This is a genomic window from Clostridium sp. TJA020 (genome assembly GCF_058310295.1).
Map to the genome: position 1 here is coordinate 1 of NZ_JBZEFC010000002.1, position 12,607 is coordinate 12,607.

Consider the following 12,607-nt stretch of genomic DNA (forward strand, 5'->3'; position numbering starts at 1 on the left):
TTCTCCCTCATAAACGTATCCACATACTGTACATATAAATTTTTTCATATACTATCTCTCCTCTTCTTAAACACACATTTTTTTATTTTAATTTTCATTTATAAATCTTAATTCGTTTTTGTTTTGTTTTTCCTGATTACATTTATTATTATATAATAATAATTATCCGTTGTAAACATCTTTTTTAAAATTTTTCTATAAAATTTTATTTTCTCTCACTTTTTTACAAAAACCTTACTTTTTTACATATTTTATAATATTATATTTATATATGGTATTTAATAGGAGGTATTTATGAAAAGGAAAACTTATAATAAAGCTTATCTAAAAAATAAAAAAAGAAAACTTAGAAGGAATCGTATAATTAGAAACAGAATAATATTCTCTATCATATTATTAATTTTACTTATAATATCTATATCTTATATATCAAATAAAATTATTAATAAAAGCACTGATAATAAAGATGTAACAACTATTTCTAATGATAAATCTAAAAATAATGAATCTATTGCTAAAGAACCTGAAAAAAAAGATGTTTTAATATCTTTTGCCGGTGATTGTACTTTAGGAACAGATACAACATTTGATCAATCAACAAGTTTACCAACAACTGTAAAAGCAAATGGCAATGATTATTCTTACATATTTAAAAATGTTAAACCTATATTTAGTAAAGATGATTATACTCTTGTTAACTTAGAAACTACATTTACTAATTCTACTGAGAAAGTTGATAAAGGAGCATCTGTTCAATTTCATTTTAAAGGTCTTAAGGAATACAGCAATATATTAATAGAAGGTTCTATTGAAGGAGTTACAGTTGCAAATAATCACATATACGATTACGGACAAAAAGGCTTTAATGATACTATTAATGCTTTAAAAGAGAAAAAAATTGATATAACTGGTGAGGGGCACATAATAAAAAAGACTATAAAGGGAATTAAATTTGGATTTTTAGGATATCAAGCATGGGATAATAGTGAAAATACTAAAGCAAAAATTAAAAAGGATATTGATGATTTAAAAGCTTTAGGAACTCAAATTATAATTCCATATTTTCATTGGGGAATAGAGAGAGAAAATAAACCTACTAATTATCAAGTTGATTTAGCTCATTTTTCAATAGATAATGGAGCTACTATGGTTCTAGGTTCTCATCCTCACGTAATACAAGGACTTGAAAATTATAAGGGTAAGCTTATTGCTTATTCACTTGCAAACTTTGCGTTTGGAGGAAATTCTAATCCTCAAGATAAGAAAACATTTATATTACAAGGAAAATTTAATTTTAGTGATAATAGCTTAAGTGATATTGAATTTAAAGTTTTACCTGCTACAATATCATCTATTTCAAGCAGAAATGATTATGTTCCTACTTTAGCTAAAGGAGAAAGTGGAAAATCTATTTTAAAATTTATAAATAGTTTATCTCCTACTTTAGATGGAAAAATTTCTGAAAATTATTTTAAACTTTCTAATTAAATAAGTGTAGCAATTAATTGCTGCACTTATAAATAAAAAATAAAATCCTAAAGGTTAAAACCTTTAGGATTTCTTAAACACATTAAAACTATCTGTTGTTATTTCTTTGGTTTTTCTTAGCGATTCTGCATTCTTTACATCTTACTGGATCGTTATCGAATCCTTTTTCTTTGTAAAATGCTTGTTCTCCTTCAGTGAAGATGAATTCTTTACCGCAATCTTTACATACTATTGTTTTATCCATTCTAAATTCCTCCTAGTTAAAGACCCTACTTAATTATAAATTCTCTAAAAAGGAGAAAATTATAACCTAATTAAACATCTTTAATAACTTAAATTTTGTATTTCTACTTTAAATATTATATCATAATTAAATATAATAAACAAGTTTTTCACAAAAAATAATTAATATTTTAAATTTTTAAAATATTCAAAAAATAAATATAATTCTATAAATAAAAATAGCAGACACTAAAATATTTTAGTGTCTGCTATTTTTTAGTATAAATTTATATTAACCAAAATATCTATCTAATACACCCTTGAATGCTTGACCATGTCTTGCTTCATCTTTACACATTTCGTGTACTGTGTCATGTATTGCATCTAAGTTTAATTGTTTAGCTAAAGTTGCTAATTCTTTCTTTCCTTGGCATGCTCCAAATTCTGCATCTACTCTTGCTTGTAAGTTTTTCTTTGTATCTGCTTCTAATACTTCACCTAAAAGCTCAGCAAATTTTGCAGCGTGTTCTGCTTCTTCAAATGCAGCTCTCTTATATATTTCTGCAACTTCTGGATATCCTTCTCTGTCAGCTTGTCTTGACATTGCTAAGTACATTCCTACTTCTGTACATTCTCCAGTAAAGTTTGCTCTTAATCCTTCTACGATTCTTTCGTCTACTCCCTTAGCTACTCCGATTCTATGTTCATCAGCCCAAGCCATATCTCCTTCTTGAACTTTAAATTTATCAGCACCTGCTCCACATACTGGACATTTTTCTGGTGCAGTTTCTCCTTCATAAACATATCCACAGATTGTACATACAAATTTTTTCATAATTAACTCCTCCTCATATTCAAACCCACTTTTATATACATTATAACTTAATGTATCTATTTCAATAAATTATAATCTACATATTTGGATTAAGAAAATTTAATTTCTTACTATGAACTTATTATATAATAATAATTATTAGTTGTAAATAACTTTTTCTTAATCCTTTGTTAATTTAATTTTAAATTAAGGTATATTATTTTACATTTTTGAATAAAATACGTTAAATAATTCCTTAATGTTAATTATAACTAAAATTCTCTCTAAATTCTACTATTTAATTTACATTTCATACATTATCTAACCTCTTTCCCAAAAGGCATAAGTGAAAGCTTAGCAATTTTTAAGCTTTGTGCTGCAAATGGTATACCTATTATTGTTATACATAAAAGTATTGCACTTAATATATTTGCTAAACACATTGCTAATCCACCAAATATTATCCATAGTATATTCATTACAAGACTAACTCCACTATCATTTACTGTAACTACATCTCTTCCAAAAGGTGCTAATTGTAACTTTGCCATTTTAAAACATTGTAAACCAACTGGAATTCCAATTATTGTTAGGCACCATAATGCCCCTATAAATAACCACCCTATTGAATTAAAAAAACCTCCAAATATTATCCATATAATATTTCCAAGACAACTCATTTTATCAACCCCTTACTTAAAATTAATAAATAAATTACTTAATAAAAATTATATTTATAAAAAAATATATATTATTACTAAATTATCTTATTATATATTATTTTTAAATTACTATAAAGTTTATAAAATAAAAAATAAACTCAAGAAAATTCTTAAGTTTATTTTTAACTATTTTTAAAATGTTACATTATAATTATTCTATATTATTTAATTATATAATTTCATTATTTTTTTGCATTCTTCCATTACAGCATCTTTTATTTCCTTCGGTTCTAAAACTTCACAGGAAGAACCCATTTCTAATATCCATTTAACTATATCTGGTTTTCCTTCTATAAGTCCATTATATATAATATATCCTTCTTCTTTATAATCCTCAAACTGATCTTTTTCTACCCATATATGTTCTTTAAAACACTTTGCGTAAGGATAATGTATTTTTAACTTTATATCATATTTATTAGTATCACTATATATACCAATCCTTCTTTTTAAATATGATTTAACATCAAAGTCATCATCTTTAAAATCTTCATCTAATTCCTCAAGATTTAGTATTCTTACTAATTTAAAATTTCTAACTTCATTTCTATATTCACAAAAAGCTACTATATAACTTGCTCCTTCGTATATATAGATTCCATAAGGATGTATTACTCTAACCATTTCTTCATCATTCATATTAGAATATCTTATTTTAATCTTTTTCTTATTAGATATTGAATTATTAACTATTTTCCATTTATCTTTTAAATTTATATTATATCTATTTATTCTCTTATGTTGGGCTACTGCACAATTATTGCAAAATTTATCATTATCTTTACCATAATCCGCTAATATCTTTAATATTCCTGAATTAAAATCTTCTTTTAAAGGAAAAGTTCCTCTTTCTAAATAATTAATACCAAGTTTAAGTGCTATTGCTTCATCTTCACTTAATCCAACAGCTATTAAACTTGACTCCTTATCTATACTATAACCTCCATACCTTCCTCGCTCTTCCTTTATATTAATTCCTGCCATACAAAGAGCTTCTTTATATCTACTAATTTGCCTAACATCAACTTCTAGCTTATTTGCAAGTTCTCTTCTTGACATTTTCTTTCTAGTCTTAAGGAGTACTAACATATTTAAAGCATTATTTATCTTTCCTATAATCCCTCACCTGCTATACTACTAAATTACCCATCTCATAATTCAAAAAAAAATGAGATTTCACCCCCTAGTAAAATCTCATAATCAATATAATTCCTTTTATTGCCGTTCAATTGTAGTTAAAAGATTAATTTACCTTATATAAAATAATTTGAGAAAACTTATTTAATATTGTAATCAGGAATTATTATTATAATAATATAATACAATTTAATGGTGACGTATAAATGTAACATTTTATTTTTTTATTAAATTTTAAATTATACGATAATTTTATCATAAAACCATAATTTTTTACATATATTTACCTTCTTAAATGAGTATTTATTAACTTTAATAAAATTTTGTCTTTTATACAAGTTTTAATTACTTAAACTAAAAAATTTATAGTATAATTAAATTATAAAATAGCTCTAATTTGAAAGGAGTTGATATTTTATGATGCTTAATTCTAAATCAACCGTAAAATTCTTTTCACTTCTTAGTATGATTTTTATAATTACAACCTTATTAATTGAAAAAATCCAACTTATTGACATTCCTGTACATTCAACTTTTATTTTATTAATTTTACTTATTTTATTAATGATTATTATTATAAAAAATTCATAATAAAATAAACAAAAGTAGAGTTATTTTATTAACTCTACTTTTATTTATAGAAAAACTATAAAATTAAAAATTTTAATTGTTGTATACTTTCTATAATACATTCATTATTTTTAATTCAAATAAAAGCATTATTCAAAATATTTCTTTTTATTATTTACTTTCCATATCACTTTTTAATTCTTTAGCAAATTCTTTTTGTAAAGCTTCTTCTTCTTTTTCTTCTTTATCAAGCTCTTCTGTTATAGCTTTTCCTAATTTATTAGCTTCTTTTTGGTCTTCTTTATATTCTTTTGTATTTTCTTCTGCTACTTTAAGATCTTCTTCTGCTTTTTTTATTATTTTTTCTCTTAAATTTTCTACTTTTTTGCTCATTTTAAAACCTCCTAAAAAATCAAAAATGATTTTCTTTAATTAATCTTTATAATTTGATTGTACTTACGGTTTAATTATAGCAATTAAATTTTATAATTATATATTTTTGAATTAAGTTTAATAATAAATAATATGATTATTTACAAATAGAAATTTTTATTCATTTATATATAATTTCTATATTTTTTAAACAAATTTTAAATAAGGAGATATAATATTAGAATTGTCTAATTTTATATCTCCTTACATTTAATATAGCTTAGAAATTAATTAAATTACTAATTTATTTATAGATGAAGAACTTTTTTCTTTGTTAATTTCGTCTATAACATCTTGCCTTACTTTATTGCGTTTACTATAATCCTCTTTTATTATTCCAGCCTCATTCTCAACATCAATTTCTTTTCTTGAAGCACATGCTGATACTATAGCTATAGTTGCTAATACCATAACCACTCCTATCACTACATACTTACTTTTTTTCATTTGTAATTCCTCCAAAATACTTTTATAAAATTTGTATCATTATAGTAATAATTAGCTATTAACATTTCTACTTTTTGTAAATCTTATATTAATTTTCTTTAATTTTATTTTATCATTTTATATATTCTGTGTCTTAATATATAAAAATATTAAAATTTTGTTTACATTTTAGTTTTTAAAAATTATATAGTATTTTAGTATTATTTATTTACAAATTATCATCATAGAATGAGCTTTAAGTCCTGGTATATAACCATTTTTAGCTACCCCTATTGGCTCTGTTGACACTATTTTCTCATCTGCTATTATATACCAATCCCTATTATCAATTATAGGAATAGATCTATTGACATCATAATTATCAATTGATGAACTATTATATATAATAACAAAATCCTTATACTTACTATTATTAGCTTTAAAATGAGCTATTATTACTCCTGTTGTATCATTATTATCTTGGAAATATATATTTAAATTTTCTCTAATTTCATCTTGAGTTTTCATTTTAAATATATTAAAGTTTCTTCTTAACTTTATAAGTCCTTTATAATAATTAAATACTTCTATAAACTTTTCTTTTTCTGCCCAATTTATTGCATTTATTTTATCAGAGCTTTTATAGCTATTATAATCACCCTCTTTAGTTCTTAAAAATTCAGCTCCACTTTGAATAAATGGTATTCCTTGTGCTGTAAATATTAAACTTGCACCTAAAATATTTTCTTTCACATAATAATTTTTAAATATTTCACTTCCAGAAAGTTCTTTAATAGAATCTCTATAATGCTCGTTTTGTACACTATAATTATCAGTCTTAACTATTTGATCCCATATTGTATAGTTATCATGTGAAGCTAAATAATTTATACTTTCTATTGGATTATAAGTTATTGTATTAATTGAACCTTTTAAACCCTCAATTACCTTCCAAGCCTTTTCTTTATTATGCTGATCTCCATTTATAAAACCTCTTGATGGTGAATTATCCCCTCTAAGGGCATCTCTAAAATCATCATTAAAAATTGAAAAACCAAGCCCCTTTTGACTTCCTTTATAAGTTCCATTTCTAACTTCTGAATTACCACCTTTCCATGGCTCCCCATAAATTAATATATTTTCATTAATTTCTTTAACTTTTATAACTATTTCTTTCATAGTTTCTAAATCTATAAGTTCCATAAGGTCAAACCTTAATCCATCAATGTGAAAATCTCTTATTAAATGTAAAATAGAATCTATTATAAACTTTCTAATCATTGGTCTTTCTGTTGCTATTTCATTTCCACATCCAGACCCATTAGTATAATTTCCATAAATATCACTTCTAAAATAATACCCTGGAACTATATTATCCATATTCTTTGTGTCATACATATGATTGTATACAACATCCATTACTATCATTAATCCATTTTCATGAAATGTCTTAATCATCTCTCTAAATTCTTTTATTCTTACATAAGGATCCCTTGGATTTGTTGAGTAACTTCCTTCTATTGCATTAAAATTTTGTGGGTCATATCCCCAATTTCTATTTTCTTCACTTTCCATACTTTCATCTACTGTTTTAAAATCAAACACTGGAAGTAAATGTATATGCGTTGCTCCTAACTCTTTTAAATGATCTAATCCTGTTTTTACAGTTTTACCTGTATATTTATTTTTAAATACTGTTCCTTCTTGAGCTGCCCCTAAAAACTTTCCTCTTAACTCCTTAGAAACTCCTGATGTTTCACTTATTGTAAAATCTCTTATATGCATTTCATATATTATTGAGTCTTCTATACTTTTGATTTTAGGTTTAATATAAGAATTCCATTTATAAGGAACAGTTCTTTCATTAGTTAAACTAATTAAAGCTCCCTTTTTACCGTTTAGACCTACGGCTTCAACATAAGGGTCAACTGCATATGTTATTTTAGTATAAACTTTATTTTTTTCATCAATTTCATTAAAGTATAATCTATATAAATAATATTTTTCTTCATTTGTATTTCTAAATATTTCACATTTAAATGTGCCATTTTCTTTATTTTTCATCATTTCATATGATTCTAAAAAATCCTCATTTAAATCTTCATTATTTTTATAAATTAAAACCTCAACTTTTTTAGCTGTTGGTGCCCAAAGCTTTAACCTTATTGTATTTTCTTTAAAAGTTACTCCCAAGTCATTACCACCATAATAAAAGTTTTCTAAGTAATCTCTTATCATAACTTTGCATGACGAAAACATACTTGATGCTCTTATTTCCAAAAGACTTGATGGTTCTATATTGTCTGGAAAATTTATAATTAAAACTTCTCTTTGTTTTTCCTTAACTATTGTTGATATATTATCTACTTTTATTCCATTTATATATAAGAAATATTTTATTCCTATAATAGGCTCATGTGATAAAAATACTCTTATTTTATTTTTATTGTCCATTATAGCTTTTTCTATTTTAGGAGCAGTAAGCTTTATTGCTTCTTTTAATGATGTAGTAATTTTATTATTTTCATATATTAAATAAATATTTTTTTCATCTTTATTTAAATTAAATGTATTAGTCTGTTCACTCCAATCATTTACCCATCCATTACCCCATATTCTTTTTCTCAATATAAACTTATCTTTCCTTAAAAACTCCCCTATACCAAGGTCAGTCTTAAAATTAAGAGAAACTTCTTCACCATGTTTGTTATCATCAAAACTCCATATATTCCAACTAAAATTGTCACCAAAATACAATCCATTTCCTTTTATAAATTGAAAAAATGATCCTTTTTCTTTATATTTTCTAACTATTATAGTTTTTTTAGCCCATCTTTTTGTTTCTTCATCTATGGCTACTATTATAATTTCTGCTCCTTCTTTTACTTCTTCTGAGACCTTCAAAATATTTTCTTCTATATGTACTCCTTCAACTTTACTTTCTAAATAAAAAATTGAATCTTCAATAGGTATATTTCCATATAATGATTTTTTAACTAAAACAAGTTCTGTTGGATAATATTCTGAAACAAAGTTTGATGAAGATTTAATTTCTATAACTTCATTAAATCCTTCCCAGTTAAATGAAAATTCCTCTATATTTTGATTCCAGTTATTTATATAAACTTCATTTCCTTCAGAATCTATTATTAAGTATCCATACTTATATTCGCCATTCCTTAATCCTTCTGAGAAAGTAATATCTCTAATCATTTTCACATTTCCATCTGAAGTATCTAAATTCCATTTAAGTTTAAAATCGTCTTTTTTCTTCCAATCATTAAAGTCTCCAAGTACAAAAGCATCTACCGCACCTTTATAATCAATTGAAAATCTAATAGTATTAGTAAGTGGACTTAATTCTAATTCATATCTTGATCCATTATAATCTACTACTTTCCTTTTTAATGAATTGAACATATAAAACCTACACCTCTATTTTTAATTTCAATATTATTAATTATTTTATAAACTATATTTTGATTCATATATATGCTAAATTTAACTATACTATTTCATTATGGACATATAATAATATTTTTATCATAAATTTATATATAACATATAAAAAGAAAAAAACTCTAACCAGTATAAACTAATTAGAGTTTTTTATTTATATAAACCTTCTATTTATTATTTGTTATAAGAATCATCTCTCTTAAAATTTTACAAGCCACAGCTGTAGATACACCTGTACTATCATATTGTGGAGATAATTCATTTATATCAAATCCTACAATATTTAATCCTTTAAGCTTTAATATTGAATTTAATAACTCTTTAAATTCAACTCCACCAGGTTCTGGAGTACCTGTTCCTGGAAATACTGATGGATCTAAAACATCTAAATCTATAGTTATATATACTGGAAAATTCTTAACTTTATCTATAGCAAATTCTAAATTATCTAAATTAAATTTATTTGTATATACATGTTGTTTTCCCCAATTAAATTCTTCTTTTGATCCTGAACGTATTCCAAATTGAAATATTTTATCATCCCCAACTAAATCCCAAACTCTATGAAGTACTGTTGCATGAGATAACTTTTCCCCTAAATACTCTTCTCTTAAATCTGCATGAGCATCAAAATGTATAACATGAACATTTGGATACTTTTTAAAAACAGCTCTAAAGTTTCCTAATGTTACTAAATGTTCTCCACCTATCATAGCAGGTATTTTATCATCTAATACGACTTTAGCTGAAAATTTTTCTATTTCTTTAAGTGCCATTTCACTGTTTCCAAAAGGTAATTCTAAATCTCCACCATCAAATACTTTCATATCATAAAGGTCAATATCTTGATAAGGGCTATAACTTTCAAGCCCCCAAGAATCTATTCTCATAGTTTGACTTGCAAATCTTGTACCTGGTCTAAATGATGTTGTTGAATCAAAAGGAGCTCCAAAAACTACAACTTTTGCTTCATCATATTCTGATTCACACCCTATAAATGTTGAAATATTTTTATTCATTTGCATTTTCTAAAGCTTCCTTTACATAGTTTGGAAGAGCAAATGCTCCTCTATGAAGTTCTGTGTTGTAATATTTAGTTTTTATATTAAGCTCATTCCATTTATCTATTGATTCATTATTTACAGGATCGTATTTTTTTGATGCAAATCCAAATAACCAATGCCCTGATGGATATGTTGGTATATGCGCTTGATAAACTTTGCAAATTGGGAAACATTCTTTTATTCTCTTATGAGCTCTTTTCATATTATTTTCATAAGCCTTATAATATGGGCTTTCATGTTGATTTACAAGTATCCCATCCTCTTTAAGTGCATTGAAACAATTTCCATAAAACTCTCTTGTAAATAATCCTTCTCCTGGTCCAAATGGATCTGTTGAATCAACAATTATAAGATCATACTTATCTTGAACACCTCTTACAAACTTTAGTCCATCTTCATAATATATATTTACTCTTTCATCATCTAATTTACTAGCTGTTTGATGTAAATATTTTTTACATACATCAACAACTAACTTATCTATTTCAACCATATCTATTTTTTCTATTGTTTTATACCTAGTAAGTTCTCTTACAGTGCCACCATCTCCAGCACCAATTACTAATACATTTTTTATATTAGGATTTGTTGCCATTGGAACATGAACTATCATATCATGATAAATGAATTCATCTTTCTCTGTAACCATCATAAGACCATCCAATGTAAAAAATGTTCCAAATTCTTCTGATTTAAAAACATCTATTCTTTGAAAATCACTTTCTCCTTTATATAATTGTTCTTCAACCTTTATTGAAAATCTAACTTTATCTGTATGTTCTTCTGTATACCATAATTCCATCTTTAAAATACCTCCCTATAATTTTAATACTTTTATATTTTCTATTTTCATGTCCTCAGTTCCAGTTACTAAACATCCCTTTTCCTTTGAGTAAACTATACAGTCTATTGCTTCTTTTGTTACAAGTTCCCCTGGTGCTAAAATTGGAATTCCAGGTGGATAACACATAATAAACTCACCAGATACTTCCCCTTCACACTCAGTAATTTTCTTACTTACCTTTTCTGCATAAAAAGCTTCTTTTGGAGTAACCTTAATTATTGGGTTTATATATTCATGGTCAAAGGCTAATAATTCTTTTTTTGCATATCTTCTTTTTATCTCACTTAAAGCTGATACTAATCTTTCTATATTGTATTTCGTATCACCAACTGATATTATTGCAAGAATATTTCCTATATCACCAAGCTCTATTTGAATACCATATTCATCTCTTAATATGTCGTAAACTTCTATACCTGCAAGACCTATTCCTAAAGTATTTATAGTAAGCTTTGTTACATCAAAATCATAAATACTATTGCCATTTACTATTTCTCTTGAAAAAGCATAATATCCACCAATTTTATTTATTTCATTTCTTGCATATTCCGAAAGTTCTACTACCTCTTTAAATATTTTCTTACCATTTAAAGCAAGATTTCTCCTTGCCAAATCTAATGAAGATAATAAAAGATATGACGCACTTGTTGTTTGTGTTAAATTTATAATTGTTCTAACATAATCAGGGCTTATTCTATCACTCTTCATAACAAGCATTGAACTTTGTGTAAGTGACCCTCCTGTTTTATGTATACTTATAGCAGCCATATCTGCTCCAGCTTCCATAGCTGAAACTGGAAGATTTTCTCCAAAATAAAGATGTGTTCCATGAGCTTCATCTACAAGAACGTACATATTATTTTCATGAGCTAATTTAACAATTTCTTTAAGTGGTGAACAAATTCCATAATAAGTTGGATTGTTTACAAAAATCGCTTTTGCATCTTTATTTTCTAATATTGCCTTTTCAACATCCTCAATTGCCATTCCTAATGATATACCTATATCATTATGTATTCCTGGATTTATATAAACAGGTTTTATTCCAGAAACAATTAATGAATTAATAGCAGATTTATGAACATTTCTTGGCATTATAATTTTATCTCCATCTTTACAAACACTCATTATCATTGCTTGTACAGCTGATGTTGTACCGTTTATCATAAAAAATGCATTATCTGCATTAAAAGCTTCTGCTGCAAGTGCTTCAGCTTCTTTAATTACAGAAACAGGATGCATAAGGTTATCTAAAGGTTTCATAGAATTTACATCTACTGCTAAACAATCTTCACCAAGAAACTCTTTTAGCTCTTCATTTCCCCTTCCTTGCTTATGTCCTGGAACATCAAAAGGAACTATTCTTTGATTTTTATACCACTTTAAAGCCTCATATATAGGTGCACAAAACTGTGATAAATTTTTCAAT

The 12,607-nt window shown here is 25.5% G+C and carries 11 protein-coding genes; 1 reads left to right on the plus strand and 10 read right to left on the minus strand.

The genetic code is table 11. From position 1 onward, the window contains the following. The first annotated feature begins 294 nt into the window (after positions 1-294). Positions 295-1,488: a CapA family protein gene (locus AC4FQ1_RS03980; RefSeq protein WP_491168977.1), complete on the plus strand. Its 1,194-nt coding sequence runs from the start codon at positions 295-297 to the stop codon at positions 1,486-1,488. A gap of 88 nt (positions 1,489-1,576) precedes the next feature. On the opposite strand, the gene AC4FQ1_RS03985 is transcribed toward AC4FQ1_RS03980, so the two are convergent. From AC4FQ1_RS03985 to AC4FQ1_RS04030, 10 genes are all read right to left on the minus strand, one after another. Then, positions 1,577-1,732, minus strand: a complete 156-nt coding sequence (locus AC4FQ1_RS03985; protein WP_303129965.1) for a zinc-ribbon domain-containing protein — start codon at positions 1,730-1,732, stop codon at positions 1,577-1,579. A gap of 270 nt (positions 1,733-2,002) precedes the next feature. Beyond that, positions 2,003-2,545: an NADH peroxidase gene (locus AC4FQ1_RS03990; RefSeq protein ID WP_491148181.1), complete on the minus strand. Its 543-nt coding sequence runs from the start codon at positions 2,543-2,545 to the stop codon at positions 2,003-2,005. Between the two features lie 296 nt (positions 2,546-2,841). Next, positions 2,842-3,204: a YccF domain-containing protein gene (locus AC4FQ1_RS03995; protein ID WP_491148182.1), complete on the minus strand. Its 363-nt coding sequence runs from the start codon at positions 3,202-3,204 to the stop codon at positions 2,842-2,844. A gap of 207 nt (positions 3,205-3,411) precedes the next feature. Further along, on the minus strand, positions 3,412-4,335 hold the full coding sequence (locus tag AC4FQ1_RS04000) for a helix-turn-helix transcriptional regulator (protein WP_491168978.1): 924 nt from the start codon (positions 4,333-4,335) through the stop codon (positions 3,412-3,414). Positions 4,336-5,124: 789 nt separating this feature from the next. Beyond that, positions 5,125-5,346 (minus strand): hypothetical protein, encoded by a 222-nt coding sequence (locus AC4FQ1_RS04005; protein ID WP_491168979.1) that lies wholly within the window; start codon positions 5,344-5,346, stop codon positions 5,125-5,127. Between the two features lie 270 nt (positions 5,347-5,616). Beyond that, positions 5,617-5,832, minus strand: a complete 216-nt coding sequence (locus AC4FQ1_RS04010; protein WP_303129972.1) for a hypothetical protein — start codon at positions 5,830-5,832, stop codon at positions 5,617-5,619. A 204-nt stretch (positions 5,833-6,036) separates the two neighbouring features. Beyond that, positions 6,037-9,231: a type I pullulanase gene (pulA, locus tag AC4FQ1_RS04015; protein WP_491168980.1), complete on the minus strand. Its 3,195-nt coding sequence runs from the start codon at positions 9,229-9,231 to the stop codon at positions 6,037-6,039. Positions 9,232-9,437: 206 nt separating this feature from the next. Beyond that, complete coding sequence (gene speB / locus AC4FQ1_RS04020) at positions 9,438-10,295, minus strand: agmatinase (RefSeq protein ID WP_303129976.1); 858 nt, start codon at positions 10,293-10,295, stop codon at positions 9,438-9,440. Then, entirely contained in the window at positions 10,282-11,136 is an 855-nt protein-coding gene (gene speE, locus AC4FQ1_RS04025) for a polyamine aminopropyltransferase (RefSeq protein ID WP_303129978.1), read from the minus strand. Before speE ends, speB begins: the two co-directional genes overlap by 14 nt. A gap of 15 nt (positions 11,137-11,151) precedes the next feature. Beyond that, entirely contained in the window at positions 11,152-12,606 is a 1,455-nt protein-coding gene (locus AC4FQ1_RS04030) for an aminotransferase class I/II-fold pyridoxal phosphate-dependent enzyme (RefSeq protein WP_303129980.1), read from the minus strand. Position 12,607: the final 1 nt, after the last annotated feature.

Bases quoted from the DNA above. Each gene is read 5' to 3' on its own strand.
- AC4FQ1_RS04000 (WP_491168978.1), bottom strand. From the start codon at position 4,335: ATGTTAGTACTCCTTAAGACTAGAAAGAAAATGTCAAGAAGAGAACTT.
- AC4FQ1_RS03995 (WP_491148182.1), bottom strand. From the start codon at position 3,204: ATGAGTTGTCTTGGAAATATTATATGGATAATATTTGGAGGTTTTTTT.
- AC4FQ1_RS03990 (WP_491148181.1), bottom strand. From the start codon at position 2,545: ATGAAAAAATTTGTATGTACAATCTGTGGATATGTTTATGAAGGAGAA.
- AC4FQ1_RS04005 (WP_491168979.1), bottom strand. From the start codon at position 5,346: ATGAGCAAAAAAGTAGAAAATTTAAGAGAAAAAATAATAAAAAAAGCA.
- AC4FQ1_RS03985 (WP_303129965.1), bottom strand. From the start codon at position 1,732: ATGGATAAAACAATAGTATGTAAAGATTGCGGTAAAGAATTCATCTTC.
- speE (WP_303129978.1), bottom strand. From the start codon at position 11,136: ATGGAATTATGGTATACAGAAGAACATACAGATAAAGTTAGATTTTCA.
- AC4FQ1_RS04010 (WP_303129972.1), bottom strand. From the start codon at position 5,832: ATGAAAAAAAGTAAGTATGTAGTGATAGGAGTGGTTATGGTATTAGCA.
- speB (WP_303129976.1), bottom strand. From the start codon at position 10,295: ATGCAAATGAATAAAAATATTTCAACATTTATAGGGTGTGAATCAGAA.
- AC4FQ1_RS03980 (WP_491168977.1), top strand. From the start codon at position 295: ATGAAAAGGAAAACTTATAATAAAGCTTATCTAAAAAATAAAAAAAGA.
- pulA (WP_491168980.1), bottom strand. From the start codon at position 9,231: ATGTTCAATTCATTAAAAAGGAAAGTAGTAGATTATAATGGATCAAGA.